Origin of the sequence: Marivita sp. (assembly GCF_020055635.1) — a bacterium.
GTDB lineage: Bacteria > Pseudomonadota > Alphaproteobacteria > Rhodobacterales > Rhodobacteraceae > Marivita.
Map to the genome: position 1 here is coordinate 15,612 of NZ_JAIPUT010000019.1, position 21,137 is coordinate 36,748.

The following is a 21,137-nucleotide window of genomic DNA, read 5'->3' on the forward strand; positions in this document are numbered from 1 at the left end:
AACCGGGACAGGGAGGAGCTTTTTGCTCAGACCGTGATTGCTTTTGCGTCTTCGTAGACGGACCCGTCATCGTCGTACCAGGTGAACTTGAACTCACCGGCTTCGGGCACCGTGGCCTCGAATTCGAAATACGGGTTGGTCGAGATCGCCGGCTCCATCTTCACGTCGACAACGTTCTGGCCGTTGAAGTCGCATGTGAAGCGGTTGATGATCGACCGCGGAATCGGGTTGCCGTCGCTGTCCTTGCGCTGGCCCGATTCCATCGGGTGGCTGATGAGCGTCTTGATGACGATTCCTTCGCCTGCCGAAGCGGACCCTGGAACCTTGACGCGGGGTTTTACACCGGATGCCATGTTGTTTCTCCTGAAATCTGAATGTTGACCGTTAGCCGCCGCAGCCGCCGATGGTGACCTTCACGGTCTTGGCGCTGCGTGCAAAGCTGCCGTCCGCCAGCTTGGCAATCGCGATCACGTCCTGCGTGCCGGCAAGACGGATGCGGGTGCTTGCGGACTGGGATGCCGCGAGCGGGCCAAAGTTGAAGGTCGCGACGCCGGGCGTCGGGTTGCCGGCTGCCAGCACCATGATGGCGGATGCGCCCGGTGCGGACACTTCGATCGGAACGGTGTTGCCGTTTTCCGCGATCTCCGGTGCGGTCAGTTCGACACCGGCGTCGGCAATCGCCGCTCCACCGGTGAATTCGCCGATCACATCGTCAACCGCAGCATTGGCGCGGAACGGCAGTACGAAGGTCAGCGCAGCTGCCCCACCCAGTGCCAGGGTTTCGCGTCTCGTGAAATCCATATCGTGTCTCCTAACTCAGTGACGGGGCGGTTCAGCTGTCTTTCAGCGTCATCAGAAACGCCACCACATCTTCAATTTCCTGCGCCGTGAGAATGGGCGTCAGGTCTTCTTCCTTTGCACCCTTGCCGGTGTAGCCGTCGCCGGGCCGGATGAATCCGCTTGTCTTGTAAAAGGCCGGCATCACCGTGCCTTCGAAGGTCATCTTGGCATTGGCGATGATGCCGCGCAGCTCTTCGGCCGTGCGGTATTCGGCGATGCCGTCCAGAGTCGGGCCGACCTCGCCATGGAACGGCGCGTCATTCAGCGCGGTCACCGCGTGGCAGGCAACGCAATTGCCCTTGCCCCGGTTGACCATGAGCTTGGCGCCATTGGCGGCGTCCCCTTCGGCACCCGAAAGCGAGGCCGGAATCGCGCCGTATTCGTCGAATTGCACCTCACCCGGGGTGACCGGGTTGGCGATGGCTGCGGTCGCGCAAAGCACGATTGCGGCAGATATACCTGTTAGCTTCATTGTCCCTCCCTTACCGCCCGGTACGTTGACCGGGCTGACATATGGCTCTGTATACCGTAGGCCACTGAGCTTGATTCATGCAACAACAAATTCACAGAAGTGAATAATTGAGTATGAATGTCGCACGCCTAGTCGGTGTTTCCGTCGTTCCGTTCCTGGATCATCCGCGCGTGATAGCGCTGAAAATCTTCCCCGTCATCAAGAAGATAACGCTTTTCCTCAACCCATGTGAACATGTCCAGAGACGTTCCCTTGGCGAACGCCCCCGGCATGACCGCAACCGACGCTTCCAGCGCATTCTGCCCCTCGGGCACCTCTTCGGGCAGGAAAACGACGCTCGGCGTGAACATCACGCGCCACTTTCGCGCCATGTCTTTTTCCGACAGGACCTGGCCGTCGAAATCGGTGACTTCGATGTCGCCATGCAGGTTCAACTGAACCACGAAATAGTTCTCGGCGATATACGCACTGACCTCGGGGTCCGAGAACACCTCTTCGTGCATCTTGGAGCAATAGATGCAGCCGCGCTGTTCGAAAAACAGAACCAGGCGTTTGCCTTCGGCATTGGCCTCGCCCAGGTCTTCGCGCAGATCCTTGAACGTGTCCCGCATCCACGGCTGCTTGTGCAGACCGTCATCTCCCAGTTCCGCTGCCGCGACCGGAAGTGCCATCAGAAGCGCCAGCGCGCCACCAAGTACATGTCTCATCGTCCATCCTCCTCCTAAAGGGTGTCGTCATCAAAGGGTGTCGTCATCCAAGCGATGACCAATTCGGAAACCAGCGCAGCATCGCATCCGCGATCAAGTTCACACTATCGGTGACGATCAGCAGCGCAAACACCATCAGCATGCCGCCCATGACCTTTTCCGCATGACCGAGAAGCCCGCGGTTCCGCGCGGTCCAGCGCAGGAACGGCCCCGAGAACAATGCCGCGATGACGAATGGCAGGGTCATGCCCAGGCCGTAGACCAGAAGCAGCGCTCCACCCTGAAAGATGTCGCCCATGCCGCCGGCAATCATCAGGATCGACGCCAGCGCAGGCCCGACGCAGGGCGTCCAGCCAAAGCCGAAGGCAAGCCCCATGATGTAGGCCCCGATCCATGTCGTCGGTTCGGATTTCGCCTCGACGCGCGCCTCGCGATAGAGAATCGGGATGCGCACCACCCCGAGAAAGTGCAGGCCGAACGCCGCCAGAACCGCCGCCGCCACATACCGCAAGGGGTCACGGTAATCGGCAAACGCCTGTCCGACAACTGTTGCCCCCATGCCGAGCAAGACGAAGATCGTGGTCACGCCAAGCGCGAACAGGCAGGCCGACAACACCAGGTTCCACGCGATCCCGCGCGGCACGTCGGCCTCTCCCTTGAGTTCGTTCATTGAAATTCCGGCCATGTAACACAGGTAAAACGGCACCATTGGCAGGATGCAGGGCGTAAAGAAGCTCAGGATCCCCGCAAGGGCCGCACCGGCGAAAGAAATGTCGAACATCGGCGGAGATTCCTTGAATTATTCACATATTCAGATTATGTGTTTTGTCACGAAGTCGTCAATCGGTGAAAGATGCGTCCTCTGAAACCTTTGGCTCTGGCCCTCTTCATGACCGCCCTTTCGGCTGTCGCCGGCTCCGCAGAGCCGTCGCTGGTGATCGTGGAACAGCATGGCTGCGTCTATTGCGAAAGATGGAACGCGGAAATCGCGCCCGCCTATCCCAAGACCGCCGAAGGAAAGTTTGCGCCTCTTGTCCGGGCAGATTTGCGTGAAGGCCCGCCCGACGGGGTCACGTACACGCGGCGCGTGGTTTTCACACCGACCTTTGTCCTGATAGAAAACGGTCAGGAACAGGCACGCATCGAAGGGTATCCCGGCGAAGACTTCTTCTGGCCGCTGCTGACGCAGATGCTGACAGAGAATACGGAGTTCGCCCCCGGGGCTGCTTCCGACGCGATCGGGAAATAGAGGCACGGCATGGCACTTCCACAACTCAGCCCCGACCTGAACGAAGACGAACTTGACCGGATCGTAGACAAGGCGACAACGGCGTCGAACTTTCTCAAGGCGATCAGCCACGAGGGACGGCTGATGATTCTCTGCCACCTGGTCACCGGCGAAAAATCCGTGACCGAACTCGAAGAGCTGCTGGCCGCGCGTCAGGCTGCGGTGTCTCAGCAATTGTCGCGCCTGCGGCTTGAAGGCCTGGTCATTCCGCGCCGCGACGGCAAGACGATCTATTACCGTCTGGCCGATGACAAGCCGCGCAAGATGCTCGAATGTGTCTACGACCTGTTCTGCAAGGACGACTGACCGCGGCGCCACTCTCTTCTTGCTCTCACATCGCAATGTCCGCATACTTGATGCGGGAGCCTGTCTTGGGAGGACAGCACGATGCTGGAGAGCGTTCCGGAACACATTCTTGTGGCCGCCGTAGGTCTGTTCGGCGGCATCCTCTTGGGGTTGGCTGCCCGATTGGGTCGGTTTTGCACCCTCGGCGCGATCGAAGACCTGCTTTATGGCGGGTCCGACACGCGGCTGCGCATGTGGGGCATCGCCATCGGCATCGCGGTCCTCGGCAGCTTTGGCCTCATGGCCGCTGGCGTTATCGATGGCGGCACCACCTATTACCTGTCCATCGCCTGGCTGCCCTGGGCCTCGGTCATCGGCGGGCTGATGTTCGGGTACGGCATGGCCCTTGCCGGGAATTGCGGCTTCGGAGCGGTGGCCCGCCTGGGGGGCGGCGACCTGCGCAGCTTTGTCATCGTCCTCGTGATGGGCGTCTCGACCTATGTCGTCCTGAGCGGTCCTCTGGCGCCGCTGCGCAATATGCTTTTTCCCCAGGCCGCGGTTCTGCCGGGTGACATTGCACCGGGCATCGCACATGCAGCCGCCCATTGGTCGGGCCTGCCCGTCACCGCCATCGGCATGAGCATCGGCCTCGCCATCCTCGCCCTGTCCGCCAGTTCGCGCGCCTTTCTCGACAGTCCCAAATCCGCCATCTGGGCCGGTGTCGTCGGCATCGCAATCGTCAGCGGCTGGGCCGGAACATCATGGGTCGCCGACACCGGCTTCGAGGCCCTGCCGGTGGTCTCTCACAGCTTTGCGGCACCGCTGGGCGAAAGCATCCTGTGGTGGATGATCGGGTCTGCACAACCGATCAGCTTTGCGGTCGGCTCCGTCGCCGGGGTCTGGTTCGGCGCCTTCATCGGATCATTGATCAAGGGCCATTTCCGCTGGGAGGCCTGCGAAGACCCGCGCGAACTGCGCCGCCAGATCTTCGGTGCCGCGCTGATGGGCGCAGGCGCAGTGGTCGCTCTGGGCTGCACCGTGGGACAAGGCATCAGCGCCTTCTCGATGCTGGCCTTCAGCGCGCCCGTCACCTTCCTCGCGATCTTTGCCGGGGCATCCTTCGGATTGCGCCAGCTGATCGTCGGGTTCAACCCGGCCGAATAGCGTCGAAGCGGCACCATCCGTTGCCAAAGAATCACGCCGTCAAAGCTTTTTGTGCCGTGGCTGCCCCTACGGCAAAGTTTCGCCTGCAAACGGGACGTTACTTCGCTACCTTCAGGCAAAACAACAAGAGCAGGCACACAGGATCATGGGAACGGCTTTCAAAGGCACGTTCGTCATCTCCTGGTCGCAGACAAGCATCGACACGCTCCAGGCGGCCCCGGTCGATTTCCTGACGGTCGGCGTGGCATGGAGCTGGACCGGCGAAGCCGTTCGTGTGGACGGTCCGAACGATCTGTTGCGACTGGACGAGGCGGAAGGCGAGGCAGAGCGACGCAAACGTGCGGCGCGTATGGTACGGCGCCTGGTCGGCGCGGCCATCGAACAGACGACTGGCGCAAGCGCGAACACCACCGACCATCCCTTGGCCGACAAGACATTTGTCGTGACGGATGGCGAAACGACCTACACCGTCACGCTTGTCGATTCCGGCACCGGCAAACCGCCGCTGCTGATGTTCCTGAACGCCGTTCCGCCCCGTGACCGCGACCTCTGGGTGGTGCACACATCCTTGGCCAACGCGGTCCCGCAGACCACCGCCGAACACCAGGGAGCGGTGATCTGCTTTACCCCGGGCACGCGGATTCTCACTGCGGACGGAACCAGATGCATCGAGGATCTGCGCGAGGGCGACCTTGTCCAGACCAAGGACAACGGCAGTCAGCCGATCCAGTGGATGGGCCAACGCCGGATGAGCGGCGCGCGGCTTTTCGCGATGCCCAAACTCCGCCCGATCCGGATACGGGCCGGCGTGTTCGGCCTGGACGAGCCCGACGAAGACCTACTTGTCTCGCCCGAGCACCGGATGCTCATCAAGGGCCGGGTGGCCATGGATCTGTTCAACACGCCGGAAGTGCTGATCACCGCACGCGACCTGATCGACAACGTACATGTCTCGGTCGATCTCACCGTGCGTGAAATCACCTATGTGCATCTGCTGCTGCCGCAGCACGAAATCCTGTTTGCGAACGGCGTGGAATCCGAAAGCTTCCATCCGGCAAATGCCGCCCTGTCGACGCTCGATGCGTCGGACCGGGCCCGACTGTCCAGGCGGCTGCCACAGGTTGACGTCAACCCGCAGGGCTATGGCAGCTATGCAAGACGCAACCTGTCGTCATCAGAGGCCGTCATCCTACTGCACGAAGCCGCCTGACGGACACCACCGGCGGGGCGCAGAGCGCCGCCGTGCGGGCCTACTCGAACACGTCCTGCGGCTGCACACCCCAGTAGCCGCCCTTGCGCGCCCACCCCTTGTAGCCCCCGGCCGACAATTCGCACCATTCGGCCTGGCACTGCCGGACCTCGGCGATGACCCCCAGCGACAGTTGCGCCACGACCTGCGTCGAGGGATCGGGCCGCGCATGCAGGTTCAGCATGTCCACCTCGACGAGCGCCGTGCGCACGCCCGAGAGCAATGCATAATGCACCCAGCCGCCCGCGCCATCGCGATCCTGAACCCGCCGCCAATGCCCGTGCTCCGCGGTGATCTGCAAGGGCATGTTGCGGCGCTTGTAGACCCAGTCGATCCGGTGCGACAGGGATGGCCCGCGCCGCACGTTCCCCTCGGCGGCCTTCATCGACACGAAGCGGGGAAGCGGCAGATTCGTGACCGAGCCGCGTTCGGCGGCCGCTCCCGGAGTCGCCTGAAGGACGGCTGCAACAAGAACGGCGGACACCAATTTGCCTGACAGCGCCCGGAACGAAAGCCAGCTCATGTAATGTGCCTCGATTTGCTTGGTTTTTTTGTTTTTGCCGACAGGTTCTTGTGCCCGCCGCGCCTTTGCGACACTCTGCCAAAACCTGACACGCCGGGGAAGTAGTGGGAGCGAAAGCATGTCATCAAAACGTCTGAGTGTTGTCGTCACGCGACGCTTGCCCGATGCTGTCGAAACCCGCCTGAAAGAGCTGTTCGATGTCCAGCTCAGGGACACCGACACGCCGATGACACAGGCCGAACTGACCGCCGCCGTCAAGCAGGCGGATGTACTGGTGCCCACGCTCACCGACCGGATCGACGCCGGATTGATCGGACAGGCCGGAGACCAGCTTCGGCTTATCGCCAATTTCGGCGCGGGTGTCGATCACATTGATGTCGACACCGCGCGCAGCCGGGGGATTCTCGTTTCGAACACACCGGGCGTCGTCACAGAAGACACCGCCGACATGGTGCTGGCCCTGATGCTGGGTGTGACACGCCGCATCCAGGAAGGCCTGAACGTGATGCAAAGCGGCGATTGGGCCGGCTGGGCCCCGACCGCGTTCCTCGGCGGCCGGCTTGGCGGGCGCCGCCTTGGCATCCTCGGCATGGGCCGGATCGGTCAGGCCGTCGCGCGACGGGCGCGCGCCTTCGGCATGCAGATCCACTATCACAACCGCCGCCGCCTGCGCCCCGAGATCGAAGCGGAGCTGGAAGCGACCTACTGGGAAAGCCTCGACCAGATGGTCGCGCGCATGGACGTGATATCGGTCAACTGTCCGCACACCCCTTCCACGTTCCACCTCTTGAACGCGCGTCGCCTGGCCCTGCTGAAACCAAGCGCGGTGATCGTGAACACGTCGCGCGGCGAGGTGATCGACGAGAACGCCCTCACGCGCATGCTCAAGGCAGGCGAACTGGCCGGTGCCGGGCTTGACGTCTACGAACACGGTCATCGCGGCAATCCCGAATTGCGCAACATGTCCAACGTCGTGATGCTTCCCCATATGGGATCGGCCACCCGCGAAGGCCGCCTCGAGATGGGCGAGAAAGTCATCATCAACGTCAAGACCTTTGCCGACGGACACCGCCCGCCCGACCAGGTGGTGCCAGCAATGCTCTGACCCCTGTGCAAGCCCTTGCCTTCAGCGTCGGGCTGAGCCATGAACAAATCATGAACGAACTTGAGTTTTTCTTCCGGTCCGAAACCCTGCAGGCCCTGCCGAGCGGTGGACTTTACTGGCCCGCCCAAACCCTGCTTGTCGTCTCGGATCTGCACTTGGGGAAATCGGCGCGCGCCGCGCGGTTCGGCGGCGCCCAGCTCCCCCCATACGAGACAACCGAGACCCTCACCCGGCTGGCAACCGATCTGCAGACAACCTGCGCGAAACGCGTGATCTGCCTTGGCGACAGTTTTGACGCCCCGAACCTCCTCGAGACGCTTCCCGAATCCGACCTGCTAAGCCTGACGACCCTGCAGGCCGGTCTTGACTGGGTCTGGATCGAAGGCAATCACGACCCCGGACCGGTTCAACTGGGCGGCACCCACAAACGCAGGCTGACGGTTGGTCCGCTCCATTTCCAGCATAGCGCCGATGCCACCCCGACTCCGGGCGAGGTCACCGGCCATTACCACCCCAAGGCAACCCTGTCGCTGCGGGGTCGCACGCTGACCCGACCGTGTTTCCTCTTCGATGACACGCGCCTGATCCTTCCCGCCTATGGCGCCTTCACCGGCGGACTGCACAGCCATGACCCTGCGCTGACAGGCCTGATGTCGCCCCGCGCACAGGCGATCCTGACCGGAACACGGCCCTGCAAGATCCCGATGCCGGGATTGGCCCCCTTGTCTTGACCCGCGCGTCATGCTCAGACTTCGGCATGACCACAGATCCGCGCATCCAGGCCAGCTTTGACCGCCAGTCCATGATGGCCACGCTGGGTGCGCGGCTGGTCGAAACCGGCGAAGGCTCCGCGACAATCGCCGCGCCGATCCTGCCGGGCGCGATGCAGCAGCAAGGCTTCGGCCATGCCGGCCTCACCTTTTCCATCGGCGACAGCGCCGCAGGCTACGCCGCCCTGACCCTGATCCCCGTAACGCAGGAGATCGTCACCGCCGAGATCAAGATCAACCTGCTGGCCCCCGCGAAGGGCGACCGGCTGATCGCGCGCGGCCGCGTTATCAAACCCGGACGCCGTCTGATCGTCGTCTCCTCTGACGTCTATGCCCAAACCGACGGTGTCGAGCGCCACATTGCCTGCCTCATGGGAACGATGATGCCGGTCGACCTGTGAAGGAAGCGTAAATGCCGACGTACAATCAGCCGCTCGGCGGGAATAACTCCCCGCGCTTTTCCGGTCCCAATACCATGATGCGCCTGCCCACGCAGGCCACGGCCGAAGGGCTGGACGCCTGTTTCATCGGCATTCCGATGGATCACGGCGCGTCAAACCGTCCCGGCACGCGGCTCGGCCCGCGCCAGATTCGCGAAGAAAGCCGCATGATCCGCCCCTACAACATGGCCACGGGCGCTGCTCCGTTCGATTCCATGCAAGTGGCCGATATCGGCGATGTCGCGGTGAATACCTTCGATTTGAAGAAAACCATCGGTATTATTGCCGATCACTATCGCGACATCCTGGCCCACGGCACGATTCCCCTGACCCTCGGCGGCGATCACACGCTGACATGGCCCATCCTGCGCGCCATCAGGGAACGGCACGGTCCGGTCGCGCTGATCCACGTCGATGCCCATGCCGACACAAGCGACGAGATGTTCGGCGAGAAAGAAGCTCACGGAACCCCCTTCCGCCGCGCCTGGGAGGAAGGCTGCCTGATCAACCACAAGGTCTGGCAGATCGGGCTCCGCGGATCGGGCTATTCGCCGGACGACTGGAACTGGGCGCGGGATCAGGGCTGGACCGTGATCCCCGCGGAACAATGCTGGTACAGGTCCCTTGCCCCGCTGATGACCGAGATTCGCGCGAAAATCGGCGATGCGCCGGTCTATCTCAGCTATGACATCGACAGTCTTGATCCGGCTTTTGCCCCCGGCACAGGCACCGTCGAAATGGGGGGCCTCAGCACATGGCAAGCTCTGGAAATCGTCCGCGGCTGTGCCGGGCTGAACCTTGTGGGCGGTGATCTGGTCGAGGTCTCTCCGCCGTTCGACACCACGGGATCCACCGCCCTGATCGCGTCGAACCTCTTGTTCGAAATGCTCTGCGCCTTGCCGAAAGCCCGGAGATAGGACGCCGGGCACCAGCCCGGCGCTCCGTCAGGCGGTGAGCCCTTCCGGTTCGGGGACGTTGTTTGCCCGGCAACAGGCGGTCACGGTGTTGGCGAGCAGGCAGGCGATGGTCATCGGCCCGACGCCGCCGGGCACGGGTGTGATGGCGCCGGCGATTTCGGCACAGCTGTCGTAGTGGCAATCGCCCACCAGCCGGGTCTTGCCCGCGCCGTTTTCAGGCGCGTCGATCCGGTTGATGCCCACGTCGATCACCGTCGCGCCCGGCTTGATCCAGTCGCCGGGCACCATCTCGGGACGCCCGACAGCCGCCACGACGATATCGGCGCGGCGCACGACGTCCGGCAAGTCCCTGGTCCGCGAATGGGCGATGGTCACGGTACAGCTGTCACCCAGCAAGAGCTGCGCCATCGGCTTGCCCACGATGTTCGACCGCCCGATCACAACCGCTTCCATGCCAGACAGGCTGCCATGATGGGCCCGCAACATCATCAGGCAGCCCAGCGGCGTGCAGGGCACCATGCTCTTCTGCCCGGTGCCCAGCAGCCCCACATTCGAGACATGAAACCCGTCCACATCCTTGGCCGGGTCGATCGCGTTGATCACCAGATCCTCGTCCAGATGCCCCGGCAAGGGCAGCTGCACCAGGATGCCATGCACTTTCGGGTCGGCATTCAACCTGGCGATCAAGGCCAGCAGATCCGCCTCTGACGTGTCCGGCTCGAGCCTGTGCTCGTAGGAATTCATCCCCACCTCGACGGTCATCCTGCCCTTGGAGCGCACATAGACCTGGGAGGCCGGGTCTTCCCCGACCAGCACCACCGCCAGGCCGGGAATGATCCCGTGCTCGGCCCCGAGCCGCGCCACATGGTCTGCCACCTGCCCGCGCAGCTCTGCCGCAAAGGCCTTTCCGTCGATGATCCGAGCGCCCATGATCCGTCCTTCTTCTCTTTCCAAATATGCCCTTGCAACCGATGCCCGCCGCGCGCAGGCGGTGGTCGGATGCAGTCCGCGGGATGGCGGGAGGGGCCGACGGGCACAGCCCGAGCCCCCCCGCCACCCGCTCAAAACAGTCCTTCGATCTGGCCCGCGTCGTTCAGGTGGATGGTCTCGGCCGACGGCACGCGCGGCAGGCCCGGCATGGTCATGATCTCACCGCAGACCACGACGACAAACCCGGCCCCGGCCGACAGGCGCACGTCGCGCACCGGCACCGAATGGCCGGTCGGCGCGCCACGCAGGTTCGGGTCGGTCGAGAAGGAATACTGCGTCTTGGCCATGCAGACCGGCAGATGGCCGTACCCCTGGTCTTCCCAGAGCTTGAGCTGGTCGCGGATCTTCTGATCCATCAGCGCCTCGTCGGCGCGGTAGATGCGCTTGGCGATGGTCTGGATCTTGTCGGCCAGCGACATCTCGTCGGGGTAGATCGGCGCAAAGTTCGCCTGGCCCGCATCCGCCACCTCGGCGACCTTGCGCGCCAGGTCGGCAGAGCCTTCGGACCCCAGTTCCCAATGCCGCGACAGCACCGCTTCGGCACCATGCTCTTTCACATAGGCCTTGATCGCCTCGACCTCGGCGTCGGTGTCGGTGACGAAGTGGTTGATCGCGACCACCACCGGCACGCCGAAGGATTTGAGGTTCTCGATGTGACGGCCAAGGTTCGGGCAGCCCTTCCTGACCGCGTCGACATTCTCGGGCCCCAGATCGGCCTTGGCGACGCCGCCGTTCATCTTCATCGCCCGCACCGTGGCGACGCAGACCACGACCGACGGGGCAATGCCCGCCTTGCGGCACTTGATGTTCATGAATTTCTCGGCGCCCAGGTCGGCCCCGAACCCGGCTTCGGTCACCACGTAATCCGCCAGCTTCAACGCGGTCGTCGTCGCGATCACCGAGTTGCAGCCATGCGCGATATTGGCGAACGGGCCGCCATGCACGAAGGCCGGGTTGTTTTCCAGCGTCTGCACGAGGTTCGGCTGCATCGCGTCCTTCAGCAGCACCGTCATCGCGCCCGCGGCCTTGATGTCGCGGCAGAAGACCGGGCTGCGGTCGCGGCGGTAGGCCACGATCATGTCGCCCAGGCGCTTTTCGAGGTCCTTGAGATCGTTCGCCAGGCACAGGATCGCCATGACCTCCGAGGCCACGGTGATGTCGAAACCCGCCTCGCGCGGAAAGCCGTTGGCGACGCCGCCCAGCGAACAGGTGATCTGGCGCAGCGCCCGGTCGTTCATGTCGACCACCCGGCGCCAGACGACGCGGCGGATGTCGATATCCTGCTCGTTGCCCCAGTAGATGTGGTTGTCGAGCATCGCCGACAGCAGGCTGTGCGCACTGGTGATGGCGTGGAAATCACCGGTGAAATGCAGGTTCATGTCCTCCATCGGCACAACCTGCGCATAGCCCCCCCCGGCCGCCCCGCCCTTCATGCCGAAATTCGGCCCGAGCGACGCTTCGCGGATGCAGACCATCGCCTTCTTGCCGATATGGTTCAGACCGTCGCCCAGACCCACCGTCGTCGTGGTCTTGCCCTCGCCCGCAGGCGTCGGGTTGATCGCCGTCACCAGGATCAGCTTGCCATCGGCGCGATCCTGCACCGAGTCGATGAACGACTGGCTCACCTTCGCCTTGTCATGGCCATAAGGCAGCAGGTCGTCAGACCCGATCCCGATTTTCTCCCCGATCTCCAGAATGGGGCGCTTGCGCGCCTCCCGCGCTATCTCGATGTCTGTCTTGTAGGCCATGAACGGGCTCCCCTGTTCGCATCTTCATTTGCCCGAGGCATACCTTCGTGCACCACCGTAAAGGCGCATGGAAACCGACACTTCCAAGCTGATCCGCGGCGGGATTGGCGCGGGGATGACGCCAATCGGAAACCTGCGCGTGTTCGGCGTTATGCGCGTGCCTTGTCGAGGTGCCGCCAGACCGGCTGATCGGGGACGTGCAGGCGCAGTGAGTCGCCCAGCGCAAGGCGGCCCGGACGTTCGACCCAGGCCGTCACGCCACGCCGGTTTTGGGCTGCCGCCTTGAACGCCTTGCCGCGCCCGGGATGCACCGCTTCGATCTCCCGCGCGGGCAAGTGGCAGGGCCGGTTCTCCATGTCGATGATCAGGGTCACCCCGTCGGGGCCCTGCAACCGCGACGAGGGCGGGACCAGCGTGAACTCCGGAATGCCTTCGATCACAAGCGACGCACCAAGCCAGGTCGGGTCGATCTCGTCCAGCGCGATTTCGGACGCGATCATCGACAGCTCTTCGGCAGAGACCACCGACAGTTGACGCACATTGGCGATCTCGGTGCCCCGGGGATGCTGCGCCGTCACGCGGCTGCAAGAGGGCCGGGTGCGACCGGAATGGCGTTCGCCGATGGGGCCGTCGAATCCCAGGTCGAGATGATCCGCCGATGCCGAGAGGATGGCATCCCCTTCCACCGGAACGCGCCCGATCCAGCGCACCTGTGCGGCGAAATCCGAGGCTTTCAACGCTGGCATCCTTGCCCTCTCCGTGTTGCTGGTCCGCAAGAAACCCCAGCCATCCCGCAGGAACAACCCGGAACGTGCCTCACGCGCAAAGAAAAACCCCGGCACCCTTGGGATGCCGGGGTTGGTGTTGTCTTCCGACCCGCTCAGGCCGTCGGTTCCGGCTCCAGTCCGCCCTCGTCGGATTGCGGCTTGGATTTCGGCTTGGTCTTGGGGATCGCGGTGAGGCTGGGCTTGTCGGGCAGTTCGCCGGACGGATCGTCGTCGCCCGATTGCGGCGGGTCGCCGCGGATCACACGCTTGATCTCGTCGCCGGTCAGGGTTTCGTATTCCAGCAGGCCCTGCGCCAGGCGTTCCCATTCCTCTTGCTTGTCGGTCAGGATCTGAAAGGCGCGGTCATAGGCGTCCTGGATCAACCGTTTCACCTCCTGCTCGATCATCTCCTTGGTGTTGGCCGACACCGAGAACCCGGCGGTGTTGCCGCTATAGCCCTCGGCCGCTTCGCGGTAGTCGATATTGCCCACCTTGTCCGACATGCCCCATTGCAGCACCATCGCACGCGCCAGCGCCGAGGCTTGCTGGATGTCGCCAGCCGGACCGTTGGACACGTTGTCCGCACCATACTTGATGATCTCGGCGGCCTTGCCCGCCATGGTCATGGCCAGCTTTTCCTCACATTCGGATTTGTGCCAGTTCAGGCGGTCGATTTCGGGCAGCGACACCACCATACCCAGCGCACCACCGCGCGGGATGATCGTTGCCTTGTAGACCGGATCACATTGCGGCAGCGACAGGCCGACGATGGCATGTCCGGCCTCGTGATAGGCGGTCTTTTCCTTCTGCTCGGGCGTGAGCACCATGGAGCGCCGTTCGGCCCCCATCATGACCTTGTCTTTCGCGTTCTCGAAATCCTCCATCGTCACGAAGCGCCGCCCGACGCGCGCGGCCATCAGCGCGGCCTCGTTGACAAGGTTTGCCAGATCGGCCCCCGAGAAACCGGGTGTGCCGCGCGCAATGATGCGCAGATCGACGTCCGGACCCAGCGGCGTCTTGCGGGCATGCACGCCAAGGATCTTCTCGCGGCCCTTGATGTCGGGATTGGGAACCGTGACCTGGCGGTCGAAACGGCCGGGGCGCAGCAGAGCAGGGTCGAGCACGTCACGACGGTTGGTCGCGGCGACGATGATCACGCCTTCATTCGCCTCGAACCCGTCCATTTCGACCAGCAGCTGGTTCAATGTCTGTTCGCGTTCATCATTGCCGCCGCCATACCCGGCACCACGGGCCCGGCCCACGGCGTCGATTTCGTCGATGAAGACGATACATGGCGCGTTTTTCTTGGCCTGTTCGAACATGTCGCGGACACGGCTTGCGCCGACGCCGACGAACATTTCAACGAAATCCGACCCGGAAATCGTGAAGAACGGAACACCCGCTTCACCGGCAATCGCGCGCGCCAGCAAGGTCTTGCCGGTGCCCGGAGGCCCCACCAGAAGCGCGCCCTTGGGAATCTTGCCACCCAACCGCGAGAACCGCTGCGGATTGCGCAGGAATTCGACGATCTCTTCAAGCTCTTCCTTGGCCTCGTCGATGCCCGCCACGTCATCGAAGGTGACGCGACCATGCTTTTCGGTCAGCAGCTTGGCCTTGGATTTGCCAAACCCCATCGCGCCGCCACGGCCCCCGCCCTGCATGCGGTTCATGAAGTAGATCCACACACCGATCAAAAGAAGGAAGGGAAGCAGGCTGAGCAGGAAGGACTGGAAGCCCGATTGCTGCTGCTGTTCGGCCCGGATCGGCACATCGTTGTCGACCAGAAGATCGGTCACTGTGGCGTCTTCTGGCTTGATGGCGACGTAGTCCTGTCCATCGGTGCTTCGGAAACGGATCTGTTCCCCGTCGAGGGTGACCGAACTGACCGTATTGTCTTCAACCGCCGAGACGAAATCCGAATAGCTGATTTCGCGGCTTTGCAGCGTGTTGCCGCCGCCCGAGAAGATGTTGAAAAGCGCAAGGATCAGAAGGAACAGAACGACCCAAAAGGCGATATTTCGTGCGTTGCCCAAGGAAAATTCTCCTGAATCTGACAGGGGCGGGAAGCCCCGTGTCTCTTGGCCTATAACATAGACATGCATGGGCCGTGTTCAATGCGAAAGACAAAATGCCTCAAAACCGGTGTCCAGCCGCCCAAGCACGTATCTGTCAGCCCTCATCTCCGCCCCGAACGCAAGCCCGGGACAGGCCACAAGGGTTTCACGGACCCATAGCGCCGGCAGGCTCAACGCCGCCCGATGTGGCACGGCCATTTCGGACCTCGGGGCGATCTGCTGCCATCCGGCATCGCCAAGCGCCCGGACCTGCGCGTCTTCGGGCAGCGATCCGTCCATGCCCGCAAGGATCCATTGCCCGTCCCACAGAACGCCGGGCGGGCTTTGTGCGGTCTTCACCGCGGCATGTTCGCGCACGACCCGCAGATGCGCCTTTTCCACCAGCACCTCTGCGCCGCGCAGGGTGCCGCCGCCGCCGGACAGAAGCTGCGCCAGCAATCCCTCGCTCGACATGGCGCGCGGCCGGTATTCCGACGACGCCACGTAGCGCAGCGCCGATGTCAGCAGACGAAGCTGCATTTCCGCGTCCAGCGCCGCGAATCCATCCCGGTCGATCCGCACCTGGCCCAGAGGCGCGTCTGAACAAATCCGTCGCACGACGTCCGCCAGCCGCGCCTGCAACCCGTCCCGCGCCCGCCCGAGCCGCCGCGCCGTGTCGGCCAGACCCTCTGCCGTGATCCCTTCTTCGCCCAGAAGTGTTAACAAATGACGCATGCGCACGCGATCATAGCCGCGATCCTCGTTGGTCGGGTCCTCGACCCACCTGCCCTTGAGCACGCGAAGGTAATGACGCAGATCCGAGCGGCTCAGATCAAGACAAGGGCGCAGCACCTCGAAGCCCGGAATGCAGGCCTCACGTGGCGGCACGACACCTGTGAGCGCGGATTCCGGCACCGAGGGCACCTGAACCGCATGCGGCACGACGAACCGACGGGCGCGCATCGCCGACAGGCCGTCCACGCCCGACCCGCGCGCAAGGCGCATCAAGACCGTTTCCGCCTGATCGTCCATGGTATGCGCGAAAAGCACGTGCTTCAGGTTGCCCCGCCACTGGTCGATCAGCCCGAGCCGCGCCCGCCGCGCCGCATCCTGCACGTTGCCGCGTCCGTCCCAGTGCCAGCGCAAGATGGCATGCGGCCAGCCGAGGGCGGCGCATTCCTCGGCCACCAGAGCGGCCTCGGACGCGCTTTCGCTGCGCAAGCCGTGATCGACGGTCGCCACCCAAAGACGCAGGCCATAGTCCCGCGTCCAGTTATGCGCGAGATACAGCATCGCCATGCTGTCGCCGCCGCCCGAGACCGCAAGCCCGATGTCGGAGGGAAAGTCGGGGCCAAGAAGCTGCCCCATCGCGTCGGCAAACCGCTGCGCAAGCGGCGTGTCGGTCACGGGCAATCGAACCTTGCGCGTGCTTCCTCGGCCTGCGCGATCGCTTCGCTGCTGCCGGGATAGCGCCCGGCGACTTCGCTGAGCGTGACGCAGGCTTCGGCGACGTTACCCAGATCACCCAAAGCCGCCCCCAAACGCCACAGCGCTTCCGGGCCTGCCGCGTCATTCGGATAGCCCGCATAGGCATCGAGATAGCGCCGCGCCGCATCGCGCAGATTCCCGAGACCTTCCAGCGAACGGCCCTCGGCGACCAGCGCCTGGGCCTCTAGCGGTCCTCCCGGATAGGTCTGGCGGAAGGCCGCAAACTGGTCCGCGGCGGATTGAAAGTCACCCTGGGCGAGCGCCTCCCCGGCTCGCCGAAAGTCCGTTTCCTCGCCCACGGCCAATTCCGTGCCGCTGCTCTGCGGTGCCGGTTGCGGGCGTGGCGTCGGTGCAGCGGCATTTTCACCGCCCAGCGTCGAACTGTCGCCAAGCGCGCCGATATCGCAGCCGTCTTCCAGTTCGCACAACCGGAATTCAAGATCGCCGATCCGCCGGGCGCCGTCCTCGGCCACCTGCTCGACCCGGAACTCGAGCTCTTCGGTACTGGCGGTCAGGCGTTGCAGTTCGCTTTCGATGGCGTTGACCCGGTCCAGCGCACCCGAGGGCAGGCCCAGCGAACTGGCGCCGGTGGTGCTCAGCTCGCGCTTGAGTTTCTGGATCTCGACGAACAGCACCGACAGATCCTGCCGGATATCGGCCAGCGTTTCCTGCGCCTGCACCCCGAGGGGCGCAAAGGCCACGATACAACTCAGTAAGACAGCCCCCAGGCGCATTCCCAACTCCGTCAGCTTGTCAGTCCGGCGGAAATGATCGTCACGGCCCGCCGGTTCTTGGCATAACACGCCTCTTCGGAGCAGATTTCAATCGGCCGTTCCTTGCCGTAGCTGACAAAGCGCAACCGGTTGGACGGGATGCCCTGCGACACGAGATATTCCATCACCGCATTCGCCCGGCGCGCGCCAAGCGCGAGGTTGTAGGCCCGCGTGCCCTGTTCGTCGGCATGGCCTTCGATCACGGCGTTGTAATCCACGTTGGTGCGCAACCACTGAACCTGTCCGTCCAGCGTCGCTTGCGCTTGCGGCCCAAGCGTGGACTGGTCGACGGCAAACAGGACGCGGTCGCCCACGGTCTGCTGGAAATAGGCGGGCGAGCTTGGGTCGCTGGCACTGCCGGGAACGATCCCTCCGGCCTGCCCGGTGGCGGCGTTCAGATCGACCGCTCCATTGTCGAAACGATTGGCGTTGGTACAGGCCGACAGGGCCAGACCGGCCACCAGAATCGTGATTTTCGCGGAAAGTCGCATGAGAAGTCCTGCTCTCTTATAGTGTTACGCCGAAATTACCACAGCATTGCCGCTGCGCCTAGCCGTCTGCGGGCCTTCAGACCCGTCGCACGAAAATTCTGCAAGCCCGCATCCATTCCTGGTGAACCTGCGCAGATCACTGCAAGGGCCCCCAGCTTGGATCCGAGGCGCCCTCGGGTGTCCGCACCCGCTTGAGGTTCCGCCCCGAGATGTCGACCGTGTAAAGCGAGGACGATCCCTGCGCGCCCTGCGTTTCGCGGGCGAACATGATCACCCGGCCGTTCGGTGCCCAGGTCGGGCCCTCGTCGAGGAAAGACGCGGTCAGCAGACGCTCCTCGGATCCGTCGGTGCGCATCACGCCGATATGGAACCGGCCCGCATTCTGCTTGGTAAAGGCGATCATGTCGCCGCGCGGCGACCAGACGGGCGTGGAATACCGTCCTTGGCCAAAACTGATGCGCCGCGCTTCGCCACCATTGGCGGACATGACGTAAAGCTGCTGCGTGCCCGACCGGTCGCTTTCAAAGACGATCTGGCTGCCATCGGGCGAATAGCTGGGCGCGGTTTCGATCGACGGCGCGCTGGTCAGCTGGCGCGTGCCGCCACCGGCGATGTCCATCGCCCAGATGTCGGTGTTGGACCCCTGGGTCAGCGAATAGACCACCGTCTGGCCGTTCGGCGCAAAGCGCGGCGCGAAACTCATCACGCCGTCCTGCCCCTGAAGGATGCGGCTCTGCACCGTCCCGACCTCGAGCACGTGGACACGCGGCAACCCGGTCTCGTAGCTTGTATAGAGCACCCGCTGCCCGTCATCGGAAAAGCGCGGCGCCAGCACAAGCGCGTTGCCGCCGGTCAGGTATTGCAGGTTGGCCCCGTCGTAATCCATCACCGCCAGGCGCTTGGAGCGTTGGTCTTTGGGGCCGCTTTCCGACACGAAGACGACGCGGCTGTCGAAATAGCCGCTCTCTCCGGTGATCCGGCTGTAGACCTGGTCGGCCACCTTGTGCGCCATCCGGCGCCAGCCCTCGGGCGTGCCGGCGAATTGCATGCCCTGCCCCAGTTCGGTGCCCGCGAACACATCCCAGACGCGGAACTTGACCACCACGCGACCGCCTTCCTGGCTCACCGCGCCGGTGATCAGGGCCTGTGCGTTGATCGCCTTCCAGTCGGCGAACTGCACCGGGCTGCCGAAACTGGTGATCTGGCTGATATGCGCCTCGCGCGGCACTTCGCGAAACAGGCCGGTTCCGGTCAGATCCTCGGCCACGACACGGGCGATCTGCTGCGCCAATTCCTGCGCACCCGCGCTTTCGGCGACGAAATTGGGCACCGCGTAGGGCAAGGGTTCGACCACCCCTTCGGTGATCTCGATCCTGAGCGGCCCGCTCTGCGCCAACGCCGTCATGGGCGCGCTCAAAGCCAGGACCATGACAGCCAGAAATGACGCCAAGAACTGTTTCATCGGATCCTCATACTCTCTGGGTTGAACGTCATCTCGACGCGTTTCCACTGGTCAAACTTCTCTGGCGGCAGATTATATCCATCGCCCTGACACCGCAGGATGGCACGACGCGCCGCCTGGAAGGCGGTTTCCGCCGCCGATCCGGTGCCACCTTCCGAGGATAGCATGCGCAAGGACGCCCCGACCACCTGGCCGGACCGGTCCATGTCGAAGCCGACCGTCACCGTCACGTTCGCCGCCTGCGACCCGACATCGACCACCCAGCAATCCTGGACGGCGATGCGGAAACCGTCGGTTTCGGCCTCCGTCAGGGGTGGGCCATCCACCGTGCCGGACGGCGACCCCGACAAGGCCTCCTCCAGCGCCCCCGCGATGGCCGATGCCGTCGCATCCTCCGTCGGCGCGGGCGCTTGCGGCGCAGGCTCTTCCGGCGCGGGTGTCGCGGCTTCCGGAGCGGCCGCCGTTGCCTCAGGCGCGGGCCGGTTCGGCCTGACCTGCGGGCGCATCGACGCGGTCGGGGCGCGGGCGGGGTCTTCGGCCTCCGTCACGATCTCCGTCGTCGCGGCTTCCGGTGACGTGGCCTGTTGCTCCTCGGCATCGGTCACATCCGGGGTTTCGGACCGCTCGACGGTCTCCTGAACCTCCGGAGCTACCTCGGCGTCGGGCTCCGGTTCCGGTACGGCCTCGGGGGCAACACGCGGAGCGGGGCGCGGAATGGGGCGCAACGCGATATCCGGCGCCTCCACATCCGGCACGGGCTCGGGGGCTGGCGGTTGCGGCGCCACGTCCGAGATCTCCGGCTCCGGGGTCGGCAAAACCGGGTCCGGCACCGGATCGGGGGCTGCGGCTTCCGGTTCGGCGGGCTCGGGCCGCGGTTCCGGCTGCGTCTCGGGAACCGGTGGCTCGGGTGCGGCGTCCTCGATCTCCGGCTGCGGCAGCGCCTCGGGTTCCTCGACCGGGGGCGGAGCCACCTGCGGCCGCATCATCGCCGCGAATTCCGCCTCCGAGATCACCGACACGTCAGCGATCTCCAACTGCGGAGGATCGCTGCGGAACATGCCGCCGAACAGCGCCCAGACAATCAGGAGACCATGCGCGCCGCCCGAGATATAATGGCCCGTATGCACCCTGCGCCTCAGCCATCCGACCCGTCGAAGGCCGGGCCACCGGTGTCCGTCACCAATCCGATCGAACTGAACCCGCCCGCATTGAGCGCGCCCATGACCTGCGCGACAACGTCATAGGTCACCGCACCGTCGGCCCTCAGGAACACCCGGTCATCCGACCGTTCCGCGGCAATCGCCCGGAGGCGCCCGACAAGCTCTTCGCGCGCCACCTCGGTATTCTGGATCGACACCGCGCCACCCGCGGAAATCGTCACCGTCAACGGCTCTTCGGTTTCCGACGGCAAGGCCGAAGCCGCGGTCTTGGGCAACTCGACCGGCACACCGACCGTCAGCAACGGCGCCGCCACCATGAAGATGATCAAAAGCACCATCATCACGTCGACAAAGGGCGTGACGTTGATTTCCGACATCGGCATGGCGCGGCCCTTGCGCCGCCTGCGCCCGCCACCGCCGGATTTGATCACGCCACCCGCCATG

24 protein-coding genes are annotated in these 21,137 nt (G+C 64.2%); 8 read left to right on the forward strand and 16 right to left on the reverse strand.

Going from position 1 to position 21,137, the window contains the following annotated elements:
- Window positions 1-26: 26 nt before the first annotated feature.
- From soxZ to LCF60_RS10990, 5 genes are all read right to left on the reverse strand, one after another.
- The gene (gene soxZ / locus LCF60_RS10970) at window positions 27-353 is read right to left on the reverse strand and encodes a thiosulfate oxidation carrier complex protein SoxZ (RefSeq protein ID WP_292291781.1); all 327 of its coding nucleotides are present in this window, start codon (window positions 351-353) and stop codon (window positions 27-29) included.
- Between the two features lie 31 nt (window positions 354-384).
- Window positions 385-801 carry a thiosulfate oxidation carrier protein SoxY gene (gene soxY / locus LCF60_RS10975; RefSeq protein ID WP_292291783.1) on the reverse strand — a complete coding sequence of 139 codons (417 nt, stop codon included), beginning with the start codon at window positions 799-801 and terminating at the stop codon, window positions 385-387.
- Window positions 802-832: 31 nt separating this feature from the next.
- Window positions 833-1,312, reverse strand: a complete 480-nt coding sequence (gene soxX / locus LCF60_RS10980; RefSeq protein WP_292291784.1) for a sulfur oxidation c-type cytochrome SoxX — start codon at window positions 1,310-1,312, stop codon at window positions 833-835.
- Between the two features lie 128 nt (window positions 1,313-1,440).
- Complete coding sequence (locus tag LCF60_RS10985) at window positions 1,441-2,019, reverse strand: thioredoxin family protein (protein ID WP_292291785.1); 579 nt, start codon at window positions 2,017-2,019, stop codon at window positions 1,441-1,443.
- A gap of 43 nt (window positions 2,020-2,062) precedes the next feature.
- The gene (locus LCF60_RS10990) at window positions 2,063-2,800 is read right to left on the reverse strand and encodes a cytochrome c biogenesis CcdA family protein (protein WP_292291787.1); all 738 of its coding nucleotides are present in this window, start codon (window positions 2,798-2,800) and stop codon (window positions 2,063-2,065) included.
- A gap of 108 nt (window positions 2,801-2,908) precedes the next feature.
- Between LCF60_RS10990 and LCF60_RS10995 the strand changes: the two genes are divergently transcribed.
- The 4 genes from LCF60_RS10995 to LCF60_RS11010 all read left to right on the forward strand — a co-directional run bounded on the left by LCF60_RS10995 (window position 2,909) and on the right by LCF60_RS11010 (window position 5,966).
- Entirely contained in the window at window positions 2,909-3,268 is a 360-nt protein-coding gene (locus tag LCF60_RS10995; protein WP_292291788.1) for a thioredoxin fold domain-containing protein, read from the forward strand.
- A gap of 9 nt (window positions 3,269-3,277) precedes the next feature.
- Window positions 3,278-3,613 (forward strand): metalloregulator ArsR/SmtB family transcription factor, encoded by a 336-nt coding sequence (locus LCF60_RS11000; RefSeq protein WP_292268987.1) that lies wholly within the window; start codon window positions 3,278-3,280, stop codon window positions 3,611-3,613.
- Between the two features lie 81 nt (window positions 3,614-3,694).
- Window positions 3,695-4,756: a YeeE/YedE family protein gene (locus LCF60_RS11005; protein WP_292291789.1), complete on the forward strand. Its 1,062-nt coding sequence runs from the start codon at window positions 3,695-3,697 to the stop codon at window positions 4,754-4,756.
- Between the two features lie 145 nt (window positions 4,757-4,901).
- Window positions 4,902-5,966 (forward strand): Hint domain-containing protein, encoded by a 1,065-nt coding sequence (locus LCF60_RS11010; protein ID WP_292291791.1) that lies wholly within the window; start codon window positions 4,902-4,904, stop codon window positions 5,964-5,966.
- A 40-nt stretch (window positions 5,967-6,006) separates the two neighbouring features.
- On the opposite strand, the gene LCF60_RS11015 is transcribed toward LCF60_RS11010, so the two are convergent.
- A complete protein-coding gene (locus LCF60_RS11015) occupies window positions 6,007-6,528 on the reverse strand; it encodes an SH3 domain-containing protein (RefSeq protein ID WP_292291793.1) in 522 nt (173 codons plus the stop codon).
- Between the two features lie 118 nt (window positions 6,529-6,646).
- Between LCF60_RS11015 and LCF60_RS11020 the strand changes: the two genes are divergently transcribed.
- The 4 genes from LCF60_RS11020 to speB are packed head-to-tail and all read left to right on the forward strand — an operon-like array spanning window position 6,647 to window position 9,760.
- Window positions 6,647-7,633: a D-glycerate dehydrogenase gene (locus tag LCF60_RS11020; protein ID WP_292291794.1), complete on the forward strand. Its 987-nt coding sequence runs from the start codon at window positions 6,647-6,649 to the stop codon at window positions 7,631-7,633.
- A gap of 50 nt (window positions 7,634-7,683) precedes the next feature.
- Window positions 7,684-8,364, forward strand: coding sequence for a ligase-associated DNA damage response endonuclease PdeM (gene pdeM, locus LCF60_RS11025; protein WP_292291795.1), 681 nt, complete (start codon window positions 7,684-7,686; stop codon window positions 8,362-8,364).
- A 26-nt stretch (window positions 8,365-8,390) separates the two neighbouring features.
- Window positions 8,391-8,804, forward strand: coding sequence for a PaaI family thioesterase (locus LCF60_RS11030; RefSeq protein WP_292291797.1), 414 nt, complete (start codon window positions 8,391-8,393; stop codon window positions 8,802-8,804).
- Between the two features lie 11 nt (window positions 8,805-8,815).
- The gene (gene speB / locus LCF60_RS11035; protein WP_292291798.1) at window positions 8,816-9,760 is read left to right on the forward strand and encodes an agmatinase; all 945 of its coding nucleotides are present in this window, start codon (window positions 8,816-8,818) and stop codon (window positions 9,758-9,760) included.
- 27 nt (window positions 9,761-9,787) lie between these two features.
- Here speB and folD read toward each other — a convergent pair whose 3' ends face one another.
- From folD to tolR, 10 genes are all read right to left on the reverse strand, one after another.
- Window positions 9,788-10,690 (reverse strand): bifunctional methylenetetrahydrofolate dehydrogenase/methenyltetrahydrofolate cyclohydrolase FolD, encoded by a 903-nt coding sequence (gene folD / locus LCF60_RS11040; protein ID WP_292291800.1) that lies wholly within the window; start codon window positions 10,688-10,690, stop codon window positions 9,788-9,790.
- Window positions 10,691-10,821: 131 nt separating this feature from the next.
- Window positions 10,822-12,498 carry a formate--tetrahydrofolate ligase gene (locus LCF60_RS11045; RefSeq protein WP_292291801.1) on the reverse strand — a complete coding sequence of 559 codons (1,677 nt, stop codon included), beginning with the start codon at window positions 12,496-12,498 and terminating at the stop codon, window positions 10,822-10,824.
- Window positions 12,499-12,647: 149 nt separating this feature from the next.
- Window positions 12,648-13,244 (reverse strand): MOSC domain-containing protein, encoded by a 597-nt coding sequence (locus tag LCF60_RS11050; protein ID WP_292291803.1) that lies wholly within the window; start codon window positions 13,242-13,244, stop codon window positions 12,648-12,650.
- 134 nt (window positions 13,245-13,378) lie between these two features.
- Complete coding sequence (ftsH, locus tag LCF60_RS11055; RefSeq protein WP_292291805.1) at window positions 13,379-15,298, reverse strand: ATP-dependent zinc metalloprotease FtsH; 1,920 nt, start codon at window positions 15,296-15,298, stop codon at window positions 13,379-13,381.
- A 78-nt stretch (window positions 15,299-15,376) separates the two neighbouring features.
- Window positions 15,377-16,726, reverse strand: a complete 1,350-nt coding sequence (tilS, locus tag LCF60_RS11060; protein WP_292291806.1) for a tRNA lysidine(34) synthetase TilS — start codon at window positions 16,724-16,726, stop codon at window positions 15,377-15,379.
- The gene (locus LCF60_RS11065; protein WP_363318405.1) at window positions 16,723-17,508 is read right to left on the reverse strand and encodes a tetratricopeptide repeat protein; all 786 of its coding nucleotides are present in this window, start codon (window positions 17,506-17,508) and stop codon (window positions 16,723-16,725) included. The genes tilS and LCF60_RS11065 overlap by 4 nt, the downstream gene beginning before the upstream one ends.
- Window positions 17,509-17,552: 44 nt before the next feature.
- Window positions 17,553-18,071: a peptidoglycan-associated lipoprotein Pal gene (gene pal, locus LCF60_RS11070; protein WP_292291809.1), complete on the reverse strand. Its 519-nt coding sequence runs from the start codon at window positions 18,069-18,071 to the stop codon at window positions 17,553-17,555.
- Between the two features lie 136 nt (window positions 18,072-18,207).
- Complete coding sequence (tolB, locus tag LCF60_RS11075; RefSeq protein WP_292291810.1) at window positions 18,208-19,533, reverse strand: Tol-Pal system beta propeller repeat protein TolB; 1,326 nt, start codon at window positions 19,531-19,533, stop codon at window positions 18,208-18,210.
- Window positions 19,530-20,660 (reverse strand): cell envelope biogenesis protein TolA, encoded by a 1,131-nt coding sequence (locus tag LCF60_RS11080; RefSeq protein ID WP_292291811.1) that lies wholly within the window; start codon window positions 20,658-20,660, stop codon window positions 19,530-19,532. The genes tolB and LCF60_RS11080 overlap by 4 nt, the downstream gene beginning before the upstream one ends.
- A gap of 8 nt (window positions 20,661-20,668) precedes the next feature.
- Window positions 20,669-21,136 (reverse strand): protein TolR, encoded by a 468-nt coding sequence (gene tolR / locus LCF60_RS11085; protein WP_292291812.1) that lies wholly within the window; start codon window positions 21,134-21,136, stop codon window positions 20,669-20,671.
- Between the last annotated feature and the right edge of the window lies 1 nt (window position 21,137).

What these genes read in the sequence shown, in the direction of transcription:
- LCF60_RS10985 (WP_292291785.1), bottom strand. Translation starts at nt 2,019, where the DNA reads ATGAGACATGTACTTGGTGGCGCGCTGGCGCTTCTGATGGCACTTCCG.
- tolR (WP_292291812.1), bottom strand. Translation starts at nt 21,136, where the DNA reads ATGGCGGGTGGCGTGATCAAATCCGGCGGTGGCGGGCGCAGGCGGCGC.
- LCF60_RS11030 (WP_292291797.1), top strand. Translation starts at nt 8,391, where the DNA reads ATGACCACAGATCCGCGCATCCAGGCCAGCTTTGACCGCCAGTCCATG.
- LCF60_RS11015 (WP_292291793.1), bottom strand. Translation starts at nt 6,528, where the DNA reads ATGAGCTGGCTTTCGTTCCGGGCGCTGTCAGGCAAATTGGTGTCCGCC.
- pdeM (WP_292291795.1), top strand. Translation starts at nt 7,684, where the DNA reads ATGAACGAACTTGAGTTTTTCTTCCGGTCCGAAACCCTGCAGGCCCTG.
- LCF60_RS10990 (WP_292291787.1), bottom strand. Translation starts at nt 2,800, where the DNA reads ATGTTCGACATTTCTTTCGCCGGTGCGGCCCTTGCGGGGATCCTGAGC.
- soxX (WP_292291784.1), bottom strand. Translation starts at nt 1,312, where the DNA reads ATGAAGCTAACAGGTATATCTGCCGCAATCGTGCTTTGCGCGACCGCA.
- LCF60_RS11010 (WP_292291791.1), top strand. Translation starts at nt 4,902, where the DNA reads ATGGGAACGGCTTTCAAAGGCACGTTCGTCATCTCCTGGTCGCAGACA.
- LCF60_RS11050 (WP_292291803.1), bottom strand. Translation starts at nt 13,244, where the DNA reads ATGCCAGCGTTGAAAGCCTCGGATTTCGCCGCACAGGTGCGCTGGATC.
- speB (WP_292291798.1), top strand. Translation starts at nt 8,816, where the DNA reads ATGCCGACGTACAATCAGCCGCTCGGCGGGAATAACTCCCCGCGCTTT.
- LCF60_RS11045 (WP_292291801.1), bottom strand. Translation starts at nt 12,498, where the DNA reads ATGGCCTACAAGACAGACATCGAGATAGCGCGGGAGGCGCGCAAGCGC.
- soxY (WP_292291783.1), bottom strand. Translation starts at nt 801, where the DNA reads ATGGATTTCACGAGACGCGAAACCCTGGCACTGGGTGGGGCAGCTGCG.
- tolB (WP_292291810.1), bottom strand. Translation starts at nt 19,533, where the DNA reads ATGAAACAGTTCTTGGCGTCATTTCTGGCTGTCATGGTCCTGGCTTTG.
- pal (WP_292291809.1), bottom strand. Translation starts at nt 18,071, where the DNA reads ATGCGACTTTCCGCGAAAATCACGATTCTGGTGGCCGGTCTGGCCCTG.
- LCF60_RS11005 (WP_292291789.1), top strand. Translation starts at nt 3,695, where the DNA reads ATGCTGGAGAGCGTTCCGGAACACATTCTTGTGGCCGCCGTAGGTCTG.
- LCF60_RS11020 (WP_292291794.1), top strand. Translation starts at nt 6,647, where the DNA reads ATGTCATCAAAACGTCTGAGTGTTGTCGTCACGCGACGCTTGCCCGAT.
- LCF60_RS10995 (WP_292291788.1), top strand. Translation starts at nt 2,909, where the DNA reads ATGACCGCCCTTTCGGCTGTCGCCGGCTCCGCAGAGCCGTCGCTGGTG.
- soxZ (WP_292291781.1), bottom strand. Translation starts at nt 353, where the DNA reads ATGGCATCCGGTGTAAAACCCCGCGTCAAGGTTCCAGGGTCCGCTTCG.
- folD (WP_292291800.1), bottom strand. Translation starts at nt 10,690, where the DNA reads ATGGGCGCTCGGATCATCGACGGAAAGGCCTTTGCGGCAGAGCTGCGC.
- LCF60_RS11000 (WP_292268987.1), top strand. Translation starts at nt 3,278, where the DNA reads ATGGCACTTCCACAACTCAGCCCCGACCTGAACGAAGACGAACTTGAC.